This window comes from Microbacterium esteraromaticum, from assembly GCF_014084045.1.
Taxonomy (GTDB): domain Bacteria; phylum Actinomycetota; class Actinomycetes; order Actinomycetales; family Microbacteriaceae; genus Microbacterium; species Microbacterium esteraromaticum_D.
In genome coordinates this window covers 3,297,620-3,314,949 of record NZ_CP043732.1, presented here as the reverse complement: position 1 = coordinate 3,314,949, position 17,330 = coordinate 3,297,620, and the positions used below count along the sequence as shown (strand labels likewise).

Here is a 17,330-nt window from a genome sequence, read left to right as displayed (position 1 = left end):
CCTCCCGCCGGTCACCGGAAGTCGCGCGAGCGGTGCGCGAGACCGGTGCGCAGATCCTCGAACGCGTCGGCCAGCACGTTGGTGACGCCCTCGGGGGAGCGCTCGAGGATGCCTCGCACGATGAGCGCGGGGGAGTCGCGGGCCACACGCCGGTAGCGCGCCCAGACGCCTGTCGTGCAGATGACGTTCACGAGTCCGTGCTCGTCCTCGAGATTCAGGAAGGTGACGCCGCTGGCCGTCGCAGGGCGCTGGCGGTGCGTGACGACTCCCGCCACCTCGATGCGCCGTCCGGTCTCATGCGTGCGCAGCCGGATCGAGGGCAGCACACCGCGCTCGTCGAGCGCGGCGCGCAGATGAGCCATCGGATGGTCGTCGATGGAGACGCCCGTCGCCCACAGATCCGCCGCCAGACGCTCGTACCCTGATTGGTCGGAGAACAGCGGCGGCTGCACCGAGAGGGCGGTGCCAGGCAGGAATCGAGCTCTGTCCTCTGCGGCGGCACCCGCGAGCCAGATGGCCTCGCGCCTGCTCAGCCCCAGGCACTCGAAGGCACCGGCCGTTGCCAGCGCCTCGATCTGCGCGGTGGTGGCGTCGGTGCGCCGCACGAGATCGTGCAGGTCGCGGAACGGCCCGTGCTCGTCTCGCGACGCCACGATGCGCTCGGCGAGCTTCACACCGATCCCGCGAACCCCCGACAGGCCCAGCCGCACGGCGAAGCGTCCGTCGCGGCGGTGCGCTGCCGACTCATCGGGGGCGGTGATGTCGAACCGCAGCGGAGCCGGCTGGTCGAAGGAGACGCAGGACTCCCGCCCGGTCTGCCCCGTGCCGGCATCCGGCCCCGTGCCGGCATCCCCGTGAGCGTCGGCATCCGATGCGCCGATCGGCTCCATCCCATCCATCACCCCTGATGCATGCAGGTCGGGGCGCAGCACCTGCACGCCGTGATGGCGGGCATCAGAGGTGAGCGAAGCCGCCGAGTAGAAGCCCATCGGCTGCGCCCGCAGGAGCCCCGCCAGGAATGCAGCCGGATAGTGCAGCTTCACCCACGAGCTGGCGTAGACGAGCAGCGCGAACGACAGGGAGTGCGACTCGGCGAAGCCGAAGTTGGAGAACGCCTGGATCTGCGCATAGATGCGATCCGAGACATCCGTGCTCAGACCCCGCCGGCTCATACCGGCGTACAGCTTCTCCCTGACCCTCTCGATCTTCTCCAGCCCGCGCTTCGAGCCCATCGCTCGGCGCAGCAGATCCGCCTCGTCGGCTGTGCAGTCGCCGATGGCTGTGGCCATCTGGATGAGCTGCTCCTGGAAGATCGGCACTCCCAGCGTGCGCTTCAGGATCGGCTCCAGGTCGCGGTGCGGGTACGGGATGTCGAACGGCAGCGGCGGTTCGCCCCGGCGCTGCCGTTCGCGGTTCTCGGCATCCACCCTGTCCTTCTCGAGCTTGCGCCGGACGAACGGATGCACCGCGCCGCCCTGGATGGGCCCGGGGCGGATGAGCGCGATCTGGATGGCGAGATCGTAGAAGCAGCGGGGCTGCAGTCTGGGCAGCAGCCCCATCTGCGCTCGCGACTCGACCTGGAAGACGCCGATGGAGTCGGCCCGGCAGAGCATGTCGTAGACGCCTGGTTCCTCTTTGGGGATCGTCTCGAGCGTCCAGTGCTCGCCGGTGGATGCCAGGATGAGGTCGAAGCAGTGCTGCAGCGCCGCGAGCATCCCGAGCCCCAGCAGGTCGAACTTCACCAGCCCCATCGAGGCCGCGTCGTCCTTGTCCCACTGGATCACCGTGCGCTTCTCCATGCGGGCGTGCTCGACGGGCACCACCTCGCCCACCGGGCGGTCGGTGAGCACCATCCCGCCGGAGTGGATGCCGAGATGCCGGGGCGCACGCAGCAGAGCCTCCGCGTAGCCGAGCACATCATCGGGGATGTCGTGCCCCTCCACCGCCTCGAGGCCAGAGCTCCACCCGTCTACCTGCTTCGACCAGGCATCCTGCTGGCCGGGGGAGTATCCCAGCGCCCGAGCCATGTCGCGCACGGCGTTCTTCGGCCGGTACTGGATCACGTTCGCGACCTGGGCGGCGCGCTCGCGCCCGTAGGTCTCGTACACCCACTGGATGATCTCCTCGCGCCGGTCGGAGTCGAAGTCCACGTCGATGTCCGGCTCTTCTGTGCGGGTGGTGGCGAGGAAGCGCTCGAAAGGCAGCCTGTACAGGATGGGATCGACCGCGGTGATGCCCAGCAGATAGCAGACCGCGCTCGCCGCGGCGGATCCACGCCCCTGGCACAGGATGCCGCGCCGCCTGGCCTCCTGCACGATGCCGTGCACGATGAGGAAGTAGCCGGGGAAGTCCTTCTCTTCGATGACGTCGAGCTCGCGTTCGATGCGCGCCCGTCCTGCCTCGTCGAGGCGCGGATACCGCTCGGGCACCGCCTGCCAGACGAGCCGGCGCAGCCAGGTCATCGGCGTGTGCCCGTCCGGCACCTGCTGCTTCGGCAGCGCTGGACGGGCCGAGCGCAGCGAGAACGCGCACTCGGACGCCAGCCGCAGCCCGTGCTCGATCGCCCCGGGGTAGCGCCGGAACCGGGCCGCCATCTCGGTGCCGCTGCGCAGATGCGCGCCGCCGTGCGCGGGCAGCCAGCCGTCGAGATCGTCCATGCTGCGCACCGCCCGCACGGCGGCCACAGCCTCGGCCAGGCGCGCCGTCTCCGGCGTCGCATAGTGCGCATTGCTCGTCGCAACCACCGGCAGCCGCAGGCGCGCGGCGAGCTCGGCGAGGGCGTCGTTGCGGCGCGTGTCGAGCGGATCGCCGTGATCGAAGAGCTCCACCGCCACCCGGTCGTGTCCGAACAGATCGACCAGCCGCTGCAGCGGGGCCTCTGCATCGCCGGCCTCAAGGCCGCGCCGGACGGCGCCCTTGCGGCATCCGGTCAGCACCGTCCAGTGCCCGTCCGCCCGCGTGGCCAGCTCCTCGAGGTCGTAGACGGGGCGACCCTTCTCGCCGCCGCGCAGCTGGGCGGCCGAGATCGCACCGGAGAGGCGGTGATACCCCTCGGCGCCGCGGGCCAGCACGAGCAGATGATCGCCCTCGGGGTCGGGCGTCCCGGCCCGCACCCTGGACCGGGTGCGCGGCGGGTTCTCGGCGATGCCGAGCGAGAGCTCGGCCCCGTAGATCGTCTGCACCCCGGCCTTCATCGATTCGGCCACCTCGGCGAACCGTGATGCCCCGTAGAAGCCGTCGTGATCGGTGATCGCGAGCGCGCTGAGACCGAGCCGCTCGGCCTCGGCCAGCAGAGCCTCAGGAGAGGACGCGCCGTCGAGGAACGAGAACCACGAGTGCGCGTGCAGCTCGGCATAGGGCGCGGCGTCGCTCGGCCGGGTCACCGTGTGCGGATCGGGGGGACGCCGGCGTCTGCTCACCGGTCCTGGATCGGCACGGGGGCGCACCGGCTCGCCCTGCACAGGGGCCGGGCCGTCGATGTTGAGGGTGCGCTCCAGCTCCTTCCAGGTCTGGGGCGGGTTGTGCCAGCCCATCAGCGGTACCGTCCCTCTGCCCACCAGCCGTCGGCCGAGCGGAACACCAGCCAGGCGCGATGACCCGCGTCGAGCAGCTGGAAGCGATGGCCTGAACGGGCGCGCTCGGCATCCCACCGGTGCTCGTTCACCGGCCAGGGGCCCGCCCAGCCGACCACCTCGCTGTCTTCGATCAGGGCGGGCGGCGTCGACAGCGCGCCACGGTCATCGATCTCGATCTCGGCTCCGCCGGCACCGCTCACCCGCACCGGCCGCATGGGCGTGTACACCTCGGTCGGCAGCGGATCGGGCATGCTGCCCGGCCACGGCTGCGAGGGATCGCGCTGCACGAGGGGCCGCTCGCCCCACGGGGTGAGCACCTGCCGGTCGGCCAGCATGCGCCCACCCGACATCGCAGCCGTACTCACCCCACGGTGGCCGAGCAGCGTCTGCACGCGGGAGACCGCGTGATGCAGCCGTTCGTCGGTGCCAGAGCCGAAGAGACCGGGCTGATGGTGGGCGGCGTCATCGACGGCCACGGGCGCGAGCCGCACCCCGACGATGCCGCGGAAGGCATGCGCGGCGTCTTCCGGTGCGTCGTCGACGATCGTCTCGAGCTGCCAGCGCACTCGGTCGACCAGGTCGCCCGCATCGAAGCAGGTCGGATGCAGCCAGGTGCGCGAGAAGACCGCCCCGTCGTCGTCGGTGAGATCGATGCGCACCTCGGTGCACACGGCCGAGACGTCGGCGAGGGCGAGCAGCACGGCATCCGCGGTCTGCCGCACGGCGAAGGCGATCTGATCGGACTGCCCGAGCGGGGTCTCGAACTGCACCTCCCGCGCCAGCTGCGGGTCGGGTGGGCGCGGGGTGAGCGGGCGGGAGTCTGCTCCGGACGCCAGGTCGTGCAGCCGAGCCCCGTGCTCGCCGAACCTCGCCCGCACCGAGAGCGCGTCGAGGGCGGCGAACTCGCCGAGGGTGGCGACCCCCAGCCGTCGCAGCAGATCGGCGAGCTCCGGCTCGCCGAGCACCTGAAGGGGGAGCGGTGCCAGGAAGTCGCGGGATGCGCCCGACGGGATCACCGCCCACGGATCGACGCCGTCGCTGCGAGGGGGAGCCGCGCGGGCGGCGAGCTCGGCGGTGAACATACCGTCGGCCACGCCGATGCGCGCCTCGCCGTAGCCGGCATCGGAGAGCATCCGCACCAGGGCTGCCGCCGCGCCCTCCTCTCCGTCGTGATAGCGCGAGATGCCCCGCGACCGCAGGGCGGCGAGACCCGGGCGCAGCAGATGCGCGCCGGGGGCGTGCGCCTCGATCAGCCGCAGCACCGGAAGGAAGGCGCGCTCGTCGGCGGTCTCGTCGTGCGGCAGCGTCTTCAGCGAGGGCAGGCGGCTCTGAGCCTGCCGCTTGCGCTGGCCCACCCGCACACCGTGCGCGCGTGCGGAGTCGGTGCAGGCGGAGACGAGCCCGGCGCGCACCAGAGCGGTGGGTGGATGCGGGGGCGCGGCGCCCAGCGCGGCACGCAGCGGCCAGTCGGGGAACCACAGCACGTGCACGCGCATCGCATCGGTCGCCGGCGCGGCCGTCGGGCCTCTCATGACGCCACCGCCCAGCTCGGATGCGTCGGCAGGGCCTCGCGTGGATCGAGGGCGGGCTCGACGGCGGTGTCGATGCGGCCGAGGTCATCGGGCAGCCGCACCCGCAGGCTCTTCGGCACGGGCGTCGAGCGGGTCTGCGCGGTGACCGTCACCGTGCGGTCCGACAGCAGACCCCACCCCTCGCCGAGCCCTTCCCAGTGCGGGTCGTGCAGCGTGATCAGCCCCTCGCCCTGCGGCCAGGGCGACGTGGTGAGCAGGGTGCAGCCGCGGTCGCGCAGCCGGGCCGCGAGGCGTGCGGCATCGGCATCCCGCACGCGGGAGCCGGGGTTCATCGCGATCAGCGGCACCACCTCGGCCAGCGCCGAGACGACGGCGAGCCAGCGCTCGCCGGGCTCCGGAACCAGGATCAGCCGCGACAGATCGATGCCGAAGGCGGTGGCGGCCTCGAGGCCGAGCGCGGGCATGCCGACGGCGGCGCACCAGCCGCCGCGCTGGGACAGCGCGCTCATCAGCGCGAAGACCAGGCTAGGTGACGACGACACCGAGTACACCGTGCCCGTCTGCAGGCCGCCCTGGGGCAGCAGCTCTCGCAGAGCGGCGGGCATCGGAAGGTGCGCGTCGTCGCTGCGTCGGCGCTGCATCCGCCCGATCTCGCGGCGCAGGCGCAGAATGTCCCCTGCGCGCTCGTCGGCGGGGGAGAGTGCCGTGGTCGTCCTGATCCCCATGCATCCATCCTCGAATAAAGATTCGAACAGTTCAAGTTCATCTGTGACAGTAATTCGCACATCCGACATCGGTCGCGACCGGCCCCACGACTACGCTGGGACCATGCGGATCGAGTTCGAGAGCGAGGTCACTCGCTGGCAGGCCAGAGTGGATGCCTGGTACTTCGCCACGCTGCCCGAGCAGCTCTCGGCCGAGATCCGCGAGCTGCCCGCCCCGCCCCGAGGCTTCGGCTCGCTGCGCGTGCAGGCGCGGATCGGGCTCACCGTGTGGACGACGTCGATCTTCTTCGACGGCTCCGCCTTCGTGCTGCCGTTGAAGAAGCAGGTGCGTCAGCAGCAGGGGATCGACGAGGGCGACATCGTCACCGTCGACCTCGACATCCTCGACGTGTGAGCGTTCTCCACAGCCCTCTCCGGGACACACGGCTCATCGCCTAGCCTGCGAGCGTGACCCTCCACTTCGCCGCCGTGCTGATCGTGCACCTCGCGCTCGCCGCGGTCGGCCTGTGCCTCATCGTGATCGACGCGCGCTCGCACCGGCTGCCGAACCGCATCGTGCTGCCTGCGCTGGGCGCACTGATCCTGCTCCTCATCGTCGAAGCGATTATGACGGGCGACGGGGAGCGACCGACGCGGGCGCTGCTCGGCGGACTCGCGCTCGCCGCCTTCTACGCCATGCTGCGGCTCTCATCCCGGCAGGGCATGGGCGGGGGAGACGTGAAGCTCGCGGCCGTGATCGGCCTCGCGCTCGCCTGGCACGGCTGGCAGACGCTGCTGCTGGGGGCCGCAGCGGCCTTCCTGCTCGGGGCGCTGCACGCCCTGTCGCTGATGGCGCTGCGACGGGCCACGCGGCACACGCGGATCGCCTTCGGGCCGTGGATGATCATCGGGGCGGCGCTGGCGATCGGGATCGCGTGAGCGCTTCCGCCGTGCTGTCGGCGGAGAGGGATAGGGTGAGCACATGGCACTCGCACGACTTCACGGCGGCCCGCTCGACGGGCAGATCATCCCGCTCGCCGACGCGGATCAGGATTCCCTGATCCTGCCCTACAGCGAGACCCAGCTCACCTATCGACGCGAAGGCGAGTCGACCAACACCGGTGCGCACGACGGCCCGACCGAGACGGCCTTCTGGTTCGTCGAGGCGGGGGACGACATCAGCCCCGGCGACGACTGACCGCCCCGCACGTGACCGCAGAACCGCAGCGCACGTTCGAGATCGAGCGCAAGTACGACGCCGACGCCGACACCGTCCTTCCCGACTGGTCGGGCATCCCCGGAGTCGTGGCGGTGAGCGACGGCGAGCCCAGAGAGCTCGACGCGCGCTACTTCGACACGGCCGATGCCGCTCTCGCCAGGCACGGCATCGCGCTGCGCCGGCGCACGGGCGGCCCCGACGCCGGCTGGCACGTCAAGGGCCCCAGACAGGGCGACGGCAGGCTCGAGCTGGGATGGCCGCTGGGCGAGGCCGATCGGCTGCCTGACGCCATCGCCGAGATGGTCGCGCAGTGGACGGATGCCGAGCTGCACCCCATCGCGCGCATCGAGAACTCCCGCACCGCCTTCCACCTGCGTGCGACCGAAGGCGTGATCGCCGAGTTCGTCGACGATCACGTCCGCGCGACCGATCTGCGCACCGGCATCCGCCGTGAATGGCGCGAATGGGAGATGGAGCTCGGGCCGGCAGCGCCCGCCGACCCCGCTGAGCAGATCGCATTCTTCGCCGCTGTCGAGGCGGCCGTGCTCGCGGCGGGTGGCCGCGAGCCGTCATCCGGGTCGAAGCTGGCCCGCGCTCTCGGGTTCTGACTCCTCACACAGACGGCCTGCGCGGTGGCAACCCCTTTCGCTCGCCGCGCGCATGATGCTTGAGTCGCATCATGAACCGTGCTGTGCAGCTGCGCTCGATCCACACCCTCGTACCCGGGGTGGTCGTCGAGCAGCACGCGGTGCGTGAGATCTTCGCCGCCCAGCCCGGAGTCACACGCCTCGCGCAGCGGCTGATCGCGACCTCGTTCGACGGGGCGGGAGTCGAGACCAGGCACACGGTGCTCGACGAGCTCGATCCGTCGGCCGAGGTCGACTCGCCCCGGTTCCTCGATCGCCGGTCAGGCACGCTCCTCGAACCCGGCACCGCCGCCCGCAACGACATCTACGCCCGCGAGGCCGACCGGCTCTTCATCGAGGCCGCCCGTGGCGCTCTCGACGGCGACCCCGACCTCTCGGCATCCGACATCACCCACGTGGTCACGGTCTCGTGCACCGGATTCCACGCCCCCGGGCCCGACTATGCGATCGTGCGCGCACTGGGGCTCTCGGCTGCGGTGCAGCGCTACCATCTCGGCTTCATGGGCTGCTACGCGGCGCTGCCGGCTCTGCGCGCCGCCGCTCAGTTCTGCCGCGCCGACCCCGAGGCGGTCGTGCTCGTGGCGAGCGTGGAGCTGTGCACCCTGCACCTGCGCTCATCGAACGACGCCGACGCGATCATCGCCTCGTCCCTCTTCGCCGACGGAGCCGCCGCCGCTCTGGTCACCGCCCGCCCCCTGCCGACGGAGGTGCCCGCCCTCACCCTCGACGGGTTCCACACCGGCCTCATCCCCGAAGGGGAGCGCGACATGGCATGGACGGTCGGCGACACCGGCTTCGAGATGGTGCTGTCCACGCGGGTTCCGCAGCTGATCGGCGGGCACATCGACGAGGCTCTCCGCGCGCTCTGGAGCGAGGACGCCGGGGTGGCTCCAGGTCTCGCCGACCATCCGATCGGCGAGGTCGTGAGGCACTGGGCGATCCATCCCGGCGGACGCAGCATCCTCGACCGGGTGCAGGAGCGGCTCGGTCTCGACGATGCGCAGCTCCGGCCGGCTCGAGAGGTGCTGCGCACCTGCGGCAATATGTCGAGCGCGACGGTGCTGTTCGTGCTGCAGCGCATCCTCGAGCACGAGGGCGCTCTGCCGGGCGAGCGCGTCGCGGCAATGGCCTTCGGCCCGGGCCTCACAGCCGAGAGCGCGCTGCTCACTGTCGCAGGACGCGCCGATGCCCGCTGATCCGCATGGTCGCGTGGTGGATCTGAGCCGGCGCGAGACCGGCCTCGTCGAGCTGATGGATGCCGACGACGCCGACCCCGAGATGCTCGCGCGCACCTACGCGCTCTTCCGGTTCGTCAACGCCGTCGTATCGGGGCGGGCAGGCGCGCTGCGACGCACGATCGCATCCCGCACCGGGCGCGATCCGATCCGTGTGCTCGACATCGGCTGCGGAGGGGGCGACATCGCCAGATACGTCGCCCGCCGGCTGCGCCGGGGTGGGCATCCGGCAGAGGTGGTCGGCGCCGACATCGACCCGCGGGCGGTGCGCTGGGCATCGGATGCCGATGGCGAAGGCCTCGTGCGGTGGCGCTGCCTCTCGAGCTCAGACCTCGTGACCGAGGGGGAGCGCTTCGATGTCGTTCTCTCCAATCACGTTCTGCATCACCTGACCGCGTCGCAGCTGGGTGCCCTGCTCGCAGACTCCGAACGGCTCATGACGCCTGGCGGAGTCGCGGTGCACAGCGACATCGCACGCAGCCGCACCGCCTATGCGCTGTTCGACGCCCTCACCCGGCCTCTCGCCGGCACGCTGCTCAAGGGGTCTTTCATCCGAGAGGACGGGATGCTCAGCATCCGCCGCTCGTACGCCGCCGCCGAGCTGGCCGCCGCGGCTCCGCCTGGGTGGCGGGTCGAGCGACGCGCGCCGTCGCGCCTGCTGCTGGTGCGCGCGGGCGGGCCGGCGTGATCCCGGATGCAGAAGGAAGCCCGGACGGCAATCCGAAGACCTGTCAGCTCCCCAGGGGAGACTGGACGCATGCCCGTGACGACCGAACAGCGAGCCTCTGACCGACTCGGAATGTCGTCACCGAGGCAGCGCCTGCCGCGTCGACGCATCGTCGCGATCGCCGCCGGCATCGTGACCGCCGGCATGCTCGTCACCATCACCTGGCCGCAGGCGTTCGGCCTGCATCGGACTTTCGGCATCGCCCAGGTCATCGCGTTCCGGCCGGTTCTGGTCATCGGCTTCGCCGTCATGGGGGTGCTTGTCGCCGGAACCGCCCTTCTGATGAGGCCTCGCGCGCGCCGTATCAACGCGCTCATCGTCGCCGGTGTCCTGCTGATCGCCGCTCTCGCGCAGAGCGCCGTTCTCGGCTCACGTGGGTGGGGTAGCGCCTTCGCACCCCCGCGCGGCGCCGCCATGCCTGTCGACGGCGACCTCATCGTCCTGTCGTGGAACGCTCAGGGCGGCGCGACATCGGCTCGCGAGATCGCCGAACTCGCGCTGACCGTCCGACCTGATGTGATCGCCCTCCCCGAGACGGATGCCGTCGCCGCGGATGAGGTGCGCGCGATCCTCGCCGAGCACGGGATCGGCATGACGGCGTCGACGGCTGGTGACTGGATCCCGACGTCTGTGCTGATCTCCACCGATCTCGGGAGCTATCGTCTCGATGCGTCTCGCGGCTCGACCCCCGGCCTGCCCAGCGGGGTCTGGCTCCCCGAGGCGGAAGGCTCGCCGCCGATCGTCGTCGCGCATCCGATGCCGCCACTCCCCGCGAGCATGAACAGCTGGCGTGACGGCTTGAACTGGGTTGCAGAGCAGTGCCGGACCGTGGGGGACGATGTGATCGTGGCGGGCGATCTCAATGCGACGGTGGACCATCTCGGCGTCGTCCCTGGATGCAGCGACGCTGCGGCGGTCGCATCCGCTGCCGCCTCCGGGACCTGGCCCTCGACGACGCCGCAGGCGCTCGCCTCGCCGATCGATCACGTCCTCGTCGGAGCGGACTGGACGGTGCGGGGGGTGCAGGTCATCGACACGCCGGGAACAGGCAGCGACCACCGGCCGATCGTCGCGGTGCTCGGCTCCTGATCCGGCGCGCGTGAACGGGCAGACGACGCCGCTGCCAGGGAAGTCCTCCGGTCTGGGCTCTGCTGGTCAGCAGAGCAACGTCATGAGGACGGGCCTTTCGTCACCTCGCGTGCGGCTCTGCTTCCGACACGGGCTCCGTAGAGCACGAGAGCCAGCATCAGCACGCACGCCCCGAGTGCGACGATCGCGAGCGCCGGCGCGGGCAGCGGGAGCAGGGCGATGAGACCTGCACCGATCGCGATGTATCCCGCGATCAGCGTCGGCCTTTTCGCTCGGATGTGTGCGGCGAGCCACGCTTCCTCGCTCTCCAAGGTGCTCGGGATGCGGATCCCTGCGACGCGGTTGCGCTTCAGCTTCCCTGTCGCGGTCGCGTGGGCCATCCAGACCATGAGCAGACCCGATCCCACAAGGGCGACGAAGAGGACGATCCGCGTGATCAGGTCTTCATCCATGGTCTTTCCCCTTCCAGGGCATCAGGCCTCGGTCACTCCGTCGTCTGCGGGGACGAAGCCGGGAGCGGCGATGCTGGTCAGAATGAACTGCACCAGCACGTCCGCGGTGGCGGAGGCATTCCTCCACTGGTCGTTGATGAACGAGCTCGTCTGCGCCCCGATGAACAGCAGCACGAGCGCTCGGGCCGTCGAGACGGCATCGACGCCGTCGCGGAGCACCGCATCGGCCTGTGCTTTCATCAGTGCCCCCTCGATCGCCGCGTTCCAGCTCGGGTGGGGCATGTGCGCGACCTCGGGGAAGTTCTCTGCGGCCTGGATGACCAGCCGGAGTCCTGCCTGCATGACGATGTCATGCTCGATCTCGGTGACGATCCTCCGGAGGAAGAGGATCAAGGCGCTCAGGCCATCGAGATCCGCATCCGCGACAGCGGCCTCGCGGACGGCAGTGAGGCGCCCGTCCTGCCGGAGGATGAGCTCTTCCGCGACGCCCTTCTTCCCGGTGGGGAAGTGGAAGTAGAACCCGCCCTGAGTCACGGACGCCTCCGCCAGCAGCTCGGCGATCCGCACGGCCTCGTAGTGCTTGCGGCTGAACAGCCGAGCCCCTGCCTGGAGGATGTTCTCGCGGGTCGCGATAGCCCGCTCCTGCTTAGCCATCCGCGCGTTCCTCGCTCGGCGAGGACTGGGGTCGAGCCGGCTTCGGTGCGAATGGAGCGAACTTTCCGAGCGCGACGATCAGGACGAGGAGGACTGCGGGGATGATCCAGCCGCTCCATCCGGTGATGTTGGCGTGCAGCGGGTCGTAGGTGCCGTCCTTCGCGAAGAACAGGAGGGCCAGGGTCGCCGCGGCGTTGAGCGAGCTGTGGGCGAGCGCGGCCGGCCACACGGATCCGCCGCGGAGCCGGAGCCACCCGAAGATCCCGCCCATGATGATGCAGAACACGACCATGGCGATGAGCGCGAGCCACCCAGGCGTTCCGGGGTAGTTGTGGCCGAGCAGGATCACCGGTGCGTGCCACAGCCCCCAGATCACACCGGAGATGAGGATCGCCGGCCACGGGCCGAAGCGCAGGAGCTTGGGCAGCAGCCAGCCGCGCCAGCCGATCTCCTCACCGAGCGCCGGGATGAGATTGAAGATCAGTGCAGCAAGCAGCAGGTTCACGAACTGCACAGCGACGAGAACGCCGATCGGCAGCGGCAGCTCGGTGATCCCGGCGCTCTCGAGCTGCCGCTCGGTGAGCTGCTGGAAGCCCGAGAAGCCGGTGAAGTCCGCCGGGTACAGGCCCAGGAGCGCACCGACGACGAGAGCGCCCATGCACAGCGCGATGGGCAGGAACAGCCCGATGGCCAGATACCCGATCAGCCGTCCGGCCGGCTTCAGCGGGACGAGTCCCAGGGCGCGCGCCTTGTGCCGGGGCTTCTCGATGAAGAACACCACGACAAGCGCTGCGACCGTGGGCGCGAACATCATCGTCATGACGAGCAGGCCGGCGAGAGGAGATCGCAGGCCATCGCCGAGCCAGAGGGGCAGGGTGATCAGCCATGCAAGAGCGAAGGCGGTCGCGATGTAGACCGTCATCGACGTGCCGAAGCGGTTCGTCGTGTTCATCTCTTCGTTCAGTGCAGTGCCGCTTCGGTGTCGAGAAGTCATGGCAGAAACATACCGAACATACTGTTTCATATCGAGCGATACAGATGGCAGCCGGGCAGGGTGCCGACGAGGAGTGTCGAGGGGCACAACGAGATGACCCCCGAGGTGGTGCCTCGGGGGTCATGGTCGCTCCGCGAATCAATACGGAGATCCAGAGCGTTGTCTGGAGATGTTGCTCGGTCTCACATGTTGATCATGTGACCGGCGAGGCCGTGGAAGGCCTCCTGCAGCGCCTCCGACAGCGTGGGGTGGGTGTGCACGTTGCGGGCGGCCTCGAGGGCGGTGAGGTCCCACTTCTGCGCGAGGGTCAGCTCGGGCAGAAGCTCGGAGACGTCCGGTCCGATCAGGTGACCGCCGATGAGCTCGAGGTGCTCGGCGTCGGCGATCAGCTTGACGAAGCCGACGGGTTCGCCGAGGCCGTTGGCCTTGCCGTTCGCGCTGAACGGGAACTTGGCGACCTTGATCTCGCGACCCTCGGCCTTGGCCTGCTCCTCGGTGAGGCCGAAGCTGGCGACCTGCGGCTGGCAGAACGTGGCGCGCGGCATCATGCGGTAGTCGCCGAGCGTCTGGGTCTCGGCCTTGCCGATGGTCTCGGCGGCCACGACGGCCTGCGCCTCTGCCACGTGGGCGAGCTGCAGCTTGGCGGTGACGTCGCCGATCGCGTAGATGCCCTCGACGTTGGTGCGCATGTGGTCGTCGATGTCGATCGCACCGCGCTCGGTGAGCTTCACGCCCGTCTTGTCGAGGCCGAAGCCCTCGACGTTCGGAGCGAAGCCGACCGACATGAGCACCTTGCCTGCGGTGATCTCGCCCGGCTGGCCGTCGCGGGTCTCGTAGGTGACGTGCACCGACGAGCCGTTGTCGGTGACGGTCTTCACCGCGGTGGAGGTGAGGATGTCGATGCCGAGCTTCTTGTACTGCTTCTGGATCTCCTTCGAGACCTCGACGTCCTCGTTGGGGAGGGCGCGGTCGAGGAACTCGATGATGGTGACCTTGACGCCGTAGTTGGTCAGGACGTACCCGAACTCCATGCCGATGGCGCCGGCCCCGACGATGACGATCGACTCGGGCAGCTCGCGGGAGAGGATCTGCTCCTCGTAGGTGACGACGTTGTCGCTGAGCTGCACACCGGGAAGCAGGCGCACGGTCGAGCCGGTCGCGATAATCGCGTTGTCGAAGGTGATCTCCTCGGTCGAGCCGTCGCTCTTGGCGACCGAGATGGCCTTGGGGTCGGTGAAGGTGCCGCGACCCTCGTACTCGGTCACCTTGTTCTTCTTCATCAGGAAGTGGATGCCCTTGACGTGCGTGTCCGCCACCTTGCGGCTGCGGTCGAACGCGGCGCCGAAGTCGAAGCTCACGTCACCGGAGATGCCGAAGAACTCCGCCTTGTGCGTGAAGGTGTGGGCGATCTCGGCGTTCTTGAGGAGCGACTTGGAGGGGATGCATCCGACGTTCAGACACACACCGCCCCAGTACTTCTCCTCGATGATCGCGGTGGACAGACCGAGCTGGGAGCTGCGGACGGCGGCGACGTATCCGCCAGGGCCCGCGCCGAGGATGACGACATCGTAATGTGGCATGCCCACAGCCTAATCCCTGGCCGCAGGCGCGGGTGGGCGCGTGACCCGACAGAAACCGGCGGGCAGGACTGTATCGGCCTCCTCGCGGCCGGATGCATCAGATAGTCTGGAGAGCCGGAGGAGGGAGAACCGTGACAGACGACAGCAAGATCGGCGCCGGAGGCGCGATCCACCGCAGCGGCGAACAGCGCCACGACGTGACCCAGACGTTCGGACACGACTCCGACCTCTCCTTCGTCCCGTTCGGCGCCGACCTCACCGAGCCCGAGGCCGCCGCGATCGCCGCCCTGCCCTCCGGGTCCGCTCTGCTCCTGGTGCGGGCGGGGGCGCTGGCCGGTGCACGGTACCTGCTCGACGCGGACGTCACCACGGTCGGTCGCCATCCGGAGGCGGACATCTTCTTCGACGACGTGACCGTGTCGCGCCGTCACGCCGAGATCACCCGCTCGGGGACGGCGTTCGAGATCGTCGACCAGCGCTCGCTGAACGGCACCTACGTCAACGGGGAGCGGGTCGACCGCAGCGAGCTGGCCAACGGCTACGAGCTGCGCATCGGCAAGTTCCGCATGAACTTCTTCGCCTCGCCGATCGATCTCGCGGCGGCGAACGCCTGATGGCGGCGGCCGGCGCCGCCAGGGACCGTTCCGCATCCGCGGGTCTTCTCAGCATCGGTCAGGTCCTGGCTCGGCTCACCCCCGAGTTCCCGCAGCTCACCTCCAGCAAGCTCCGCTTCCTCGAGGTGCAGGGCATCGTCACCCCGTCTCGCACCGAGTCCGGCTACCGCAAGTTCTCCGGCTCCGATGTCGAGCGGCTGCGTGCGGCGCTCACCCTGCAGCGCGACCACTATCTTCCGCTCAGCGTCATCCGAGAGCAGCTCGACGAGGCCGAGGCGAAGGGCGAGGGCTGGGGCAGCATCGCGCCTCCGTCGATCTCGCCTCCGGCACGCCGTCACCGCCGCGACGAGCTCCTGATGCACACCGGAGCGACGCCGCAGCTGCTGAACGACGCGATCAGCGCGGGGCTGATCATCGGAGCCGAGCACTACACCGATCAGGTCGTCACGCTGCTCTCGGGTCTCGTGACGCTCGCTCGGCACGGCATCGAGCCGAGGCACCTGCGCAGCATGCGCCAGAACGCCGAGCGAGAGGCCGCGCTGATCGAGTCCGCGCTGTCGACGCTGCTGCGCCGGACCGACGCCGCGTCGCGCGGCAGGGCAGCCGAACTGGCGCCGGAACTCGCCACGCACATCGACGAGGTGCGGCGGCAGCTCGTCTCGCAGTCGCTCGAGCGCGTGCTTTCGTAACGAACGGATTGCGACACACCTACCCCGGGGTGCGGATGTCGTTGCCGGTGCGGGGGTCCTGCTCTAGCGTGGGGGAATAAGCCGTTCAGGAGGGACAGAGTATGAGTGCGGATGGGCTTGCAGGCGACCCGCGGTTCGTGACCGAACTCCTGTTCACCGACGGTCTTCCGGCGATGGATGACGAGGTCGGCTACCGCGGTGCGGTCGCCGCTCGCGCCGCCGGCATCACCTACCGGCAGCTGGACTACTGGGCTCGCACCGAACTGGTCGTCCCGACCGTGCGCGGCGCCTCCGGCTCGGGATCACAGCGCCTGTACGGGTTCCGCGACATCCTCGTCCTCAAGCTGGTCAAGCGACTGCTCGACACCGGCATCTCGCTTCAGCAGATCCGCACGGCGGTCGAGCAGCTCCGTGCCGCCGGCATCCGTGACCTCGCCGGCACCACGCTGATGAGCGACGGAGCCTCCGTCTACCTGTGCACCTCGAACGACGAGGTCATCGATCTGGTCAGCCGCGGTCAGGGTGTCTTCGGCATCGCGGTCGGCAAGGTGCTGCGAGAGGTGGAGTCGACGCTCGTCGAGTTCGACCCGACAGCCCCCGATCCCGTCGATGAGCTCGCGGCGCGCCGCACGAAGCGCACCGCCTGAGCATCGCCGGCAGAGCGCCGGAGAGAAGAGAAGCCGCCCCGAGGGGCGGCTTTCTTCGTCTGCGATCGCGGCCGTCAGGCCGTCGCGCCGCCCTCTGGCACCGGCACGCGTCCGGTGCGGATGATGCGGTCGAGCAGCAGGTCGAAGTCGGCGGCCAGCTCCTGTGCGGAGTCGCCGGGCCAGATGTGCAGCGGCTTCGCGGCTCCCTGCGCCTGCTGCAGCGAGGTGCGCTCCGGCAGCTGGGGCGAGAGAACGAGTGGGCCGAACATGTCGCGCAGCTCCTTGATGCGGAACTGGTGCTCGATCGACTGCGGCCGGACGCGATTGACCACGATCCCCAGTGGCTGGAGACGGGGGAGAGGCCTCGGCGGATCTCCTCGATGGCGCGCAGAGCGCGATCGGCGGCGGCGACCGAGAACAGGCCCGGTTCGGTGACGACCATGACGCGGTCGCTGGCCGCCCACGCGGTGCGCGTGAGGGCGTTGAGCGACGGGGCGCAGTCGATCAGCACGAGGTCGTACTCGCTCTCGACGGTCGCCAGGGCCTCCTCGAGCTTCCAGACGTCGCGCACGCTCGGGTGCGGGCCGTCGAAGTTGATGGCGGAGGGGCTGCCGATGAGCACGTCGATCGTGCCGGGGTGCACCTTCGCCCAGCCGCTGGTGGTGATCGCCTGGCGCACCACCTTCTCCTTGGGGTTGCCCAGGACATCGGCGATGTTCAGCCGTCCGGCGATCTGGAGGTCCATGCCGGTGGACACATCGGACTGCGGGTCGAGGTCGACGACGAGGGTCCGGATGCCACGGGCGAAGGCGGCGGAGGCGAGACCGAGGGTCACGGTCGTCTTTCCGACGCCTCCCTTGAGGGAGCTGACGCTGAGTACGTGCACGACCTACACGTTACCGTGCGCTCCTTTGAGGAGCACTCAGCAGCGGGCGGTGCGTTCGCGGGAATACCGGTCTTTTGGTCGTGATC

General features: G+C 69.8%; 17 protein-coding genes and 1 pseudogene. 10 read left to right on the top strand and 8 right to left on the bottom strand.

Features of this window, described 5'->3' with window-relative positions; all coding sequences use genetic code 11:
- Positions 1-11: 11 nt before the first annotated feature.
- From FVO59_RS15975 to imuA', 3 genes are read right to left on the bottom strand one after another with little or no spacing between them, the layout of a single operon-like run.
- Positions 12-3,533 (bottom strand): error-prone DNA polymerase, encoded by a 3,522-nt coding sequence (locus tag FVO59_RS15975; RefSeq protein ID WP_182253517.1) that lies wholly within the window; start codon positions 3,531-3,533, stop codon positions 12-14.
- Positions 3,533-5,107 carry a DNA polymerase Y family protein gene (locus tag FVO59_RS15970; RefSeq protein ID WP_259363309.1) on the bottom strand — a complete coding sequence of 525 codons (1,575 nt, stop codon included), beginning with the start codon at positions 5,105-5,107 and terminating at the stop codon, positions 3,533-3,535. Before FVO59_RS15970 ends, FVO59_RS15975 begins: the two co-directional genes overlap by 1 nt.
- Entirely contained in the window at positions 5,104-5,832 is a 729-nt protein-coding gene (gene imuA' / locus FVO59_RS15965; RefSeq protein ID WP_182253516.1) for a DnaE2-dependent mutagenesis accessory factor ImuA', read from the bottom strand. The genes FVO59_RS15970 and imuA' overlap by 4 nt, the downstream gene beginning before the upstream one ends.
- 103 nt (positions 5,833-5,935) lie before the next feature.
- On the opposite strand from imuA', the gene FVO59_RS15960 reads away from it, so the two are divergent.
- The 7 genes from FVO59_RS15960 to FVO59_RS15930 all read left to right on the top strand — a co-directional run bounded on the left by FVO59_RS15960 (position 5,936) and on the right by FVO59_RS15930 (position 10,728).
- On the top strand, positions 5,936-6,226 hold the full coding sequence (locus FVO59_RS15960) for a DUF1905 domain-containing protein (RefSeq protein ID WP_182253515.1): 291 nt from the start codon (positions 5,936-5,938) through the stop codon (positions 6,224-6,226).
- 53 nt (positions 6,227-6,279) lie between these two features.
- On the top strand, positions 6,280-6,750 hold the full coding sequence (locus tag FVO59_RS15955; protein WP_182253514.1) for a prepilin peptidase: 471 nt from the start codon (positions 6,280-6,282) through the stop codon (positions 6,748-6,750).
- A gap of 43 nt (positions 6,751-6,793) precedes the next feature.
- Positions 6,794-7,009, top strand: coding sequence for a response regulator (locus FVO59_RS15950; RefSeq protein WP_182253513.1), 216 nt, complete (start codon positions 6,794-6,796; stop codon positions 7,007-7,009).
- Positions 7,010-7,020: 11 nt separating this feature from the next.
- Positions 7,021-7,638 (top strand): CYTH domain-containing protein, encoded by a 618-nt coding sequence (locus tag FVO59_RS15945; protein ID WP_182253512.1) that lies wholly within the window; start codon positions 7,021-7,023, stop codon positions 7,636-7,638.
- 71 nt (positions 7,639-7,709) lie between these two features.
- Positions 7,710-8,873: a type III polyketide synthase gene (locus tag FVO59_RS15940; RefSeq protein WP_182253511.1), complete on the top strand. Its 1,164-nt coding sequence runs from the start codon at positions 7,710-7,712 to the stop codon at positions 8,871-8,873.
- Positions 8,863-9,600 carry a methyltransferase domain-containing protein gene (locus tag FVO59_RS15935; protein WP_182253510.1) on the top strand — a complete coding sequence of 246 codons (738 nt, stop codon included), beginning with the start codon at positions 8,863-8,865 and terminating at the stop codon, positions 9,598-9,600. Before FVO59_RS15940 ends, FVO59_RS15935 begins: the two co-directional genes overlap by 11 nt.
- 69 nt (positions 9,601-9,669) lie before the next feature.
- The gene (locus FVO59_RS15930) at positions 9,670-10,728 is read left to right on the top strand and encodes an endonuclease/exonuclease/phosphatase family protein (protein WP_182253509.1); all 1,059 of its coding nucleotides are present in this window, start codon (positions 9,670-9,672) and stop codon (positions 10,726-10,728) included.
- An 80-nt stretch (positions 10,729-10,808) separates the two neighbouring features.
- Here FVO59_RS15930 and FVO59_RS15925 read toward each other — a convergent pair whose 3' ends face one another.
- From FVO59_RS15925 to lpdA, 4 genes are all read right to left on the bottom strand, one after another.
- Positions 10,809-11,180 carry an SdpI family protein gene (locus FVO59_RS15925; RefSeq protein ID WP_182253508.1) on the bottom strand — a complete coding sequence of 124 codons (372 nt, stop codon included), beginning with the start codon at positions 11,178-11,180 and terminating at the stop codon, positions 10,809-10,811.
- A 21-nt stretch (positions 11,181-11,201) separates the two neighbouring features.
- Positions 11,202-11,834: a TetR family transcriptional regulator gene (locus FVO59_RS15920; protein WP_182253507.1), complete on the bottom strand. Its 633-nt coding sequence runs from the start codon at positions 11,832-11,834 to the stop codon at positions 11,202-11,204.
- Complete coding sequence (locus tag FVO59_RS15915) at positions 11,827-12,786, bottom strand: CPBP family intramembrane glutamic endopeptidase (RefSeq protein ID WP_182253506.1); 960 nt, start codon at positions 12,784-12,786, stop codon at positions 11,827-11,829. The genes FVO59_RS15920 and FVO59_RS15915 overlap by 8 nt, the downstream gene beginning before the upstream one ends.
- A gap of 224 nt (positions 12,787-13,010) precedes the next feature.
- Complete coding sequence (lpdA, locus tag FVO59_RS15910; protein ID WP_182253505.1) at positions 13,011-14,408, bottom strand: dihydrolipoyl dehydrogenase; 1,398 nt, start codon at positions 14,406-14,408, stop codon at positions 13,011-13,013.
- A 131-nt stretch (positions 14,409-14,539) separates the two neighbouring features.
- Between lpdA and FVO59_RS15905 the strand changes: the two genes are divergently transcribed.
- The 3 genes from FVO59_RS15905 (at position 14,540) to FVO59_RS15895 (ending at position 16,358) form a co-directional block, all read left to right on the top strand.
- Positions 14,540-15,022: an FHA domain-containing protein gene (locus FVO59_RS15905; protein ID WP_182253504.1), complete on the top strand. Its 483-nt coding sequence runs from the start codon at positions 14,540-14,542 to the stop codon at positions 15,020-15,022.
- On the top strand, positions 15,022-15,711 hold the full coding sequence (ftsR, locus tag FVO59_RS15900) for a transcriptional regulator FtsR (protein WP_182253503.1): 690 nt from the start codon (positions 15,022-15,024) through the stop codon (positions 15,709-15,711). Before FVO59_RS15905 ends, ftsR begins: the two co-directional genes overlap by 1 nt.
- A 101-nt stretch (positions 15,712-15,812) precedes the next feature.
- On the top strand, positions 15,813-16,358 hold the full coding sequence (locus FVO59_RS15895; RefSeq protein ID WP_182253502.1) for a MerR family transcriptional regulator: 546 nt from the start codon (positions 15,813-15,815) through the stop codon (positions 16,356-16,358).
- Between the two features lie 74 nt (positions 16,359-16,432).
- On the opposite strand, the pseudogene FVO59_RS15890 reads toward FVO59_RS15895, so the two are convergent.
- Positions 16,433-17,244, bottom strand: a pseudogene (locus FVO59_RS15890) (ParA family protein).
- Between the last annotated feature and the right edge of the window lie 86 nt (positions 17,245-17,330).

Excerpts from the sequence above, each read along its gene's own strand:
- FVO59_RS15975 (WP_182253517.1), bottom strand. The coding sequence starts at position 3,533 with ATGGGCTGGCACAACCCGCCCCAGACCTGGAAGGAGCTGGAGCGCACC.
- FVO59_RS15970 (WP_259363309.1), bottom strand. The coding sequence starts at position 5,107 with ATGAGAGGCCCGACGGCCGCGCCGGCGACCGATGCGATGCGCGTGCAC.
- imuA' (WP_182253516.1), bottom strand. The coding sequence starts at position 5,832 with ATGGGGATCAGGACGACCACGGCACTCTCCCCCGCCGACGAGCGCGCA.
- FVO59_RS15960 (WP_182253515.1), top strand. The coding sequence starts at position 5,936 with ATGCGGATCGAGTTCGAGAGCGAGGTCACTCGCTGGCAGGCCAGAGTG.
- FVO59_RS15950 (WP_182253513.1), top strand. The coding sequence starts at position 6,794 with ATGGCACTCGCACGACTTCACGGCGGCCCGCTCGACGGGCAGATCATC.
- FVO59_RS15940 (WP_182253511.1), top strand. The coding sequence starts at position 7,710 with ATGAACCGTGCTGTGCAGCTGCGCTCGATCCACACCCTCGTACCCGGG.
- FVO59_RS15935 (WP_182253510.1), top strand. The coding sequence starts at position 8,863 with ATGCCCGCTGATCCGCATGGTCGCGTGGTGGATCTGAGCCGGCGCGAG.
- FVO59_RS15930 (WP_182253509.1), top strand. The coding sequence starts at position 9,670 with ATGCCCGTGACGACCGAACAGCGAGCCTCTGACCGACTCGGAATGTCG.
- FVO59_RS15925 (WP_182253508.1), bottom strand. The coding sequence starts at position 11,180 with ATGGATGAAGACCTGATCACGCGGATCGTCCTCTTCGTCGCCCTTGTG.
- FVO59_RS15920 (WP_182253507.1), bottom strand. The coding sequence starts at position 11,834 with ATGGCTAAGCAGGAGCGGGCTATCGCGACCCGCGAGAACATCCTCCAG.
- FVO59_RS15915 (WP_182253506.1), bottom strand. The coding sequence starts at position 12,786 with ATGAACACGACGAACCGCTTCGGCACGTCGATGACGGTCTACATCGCG.
- lpdA (WP_182253505.1), bottom strand. The coding sequence starts at position 14,408 with ATGCCACATTACGATGTCGTCATCCTCGGCGCGGGCCCTGGCGGATAC.
- ftsR (WP_182253503.1), top strand. The coding sequence starts at position 15,022 with ATGGCGGCGGCCGGCGCCGCCAGGGACCGTTCCGCATCCGCGGGTCTT.
- FVO59_RS15895 (WP_182253502.1), top strand. The coding sequence starts at position 15,813 with ATGAGTGCGGATGGGCTTGCAGGCGACCCGCGGTTCGTGACCGAACTC.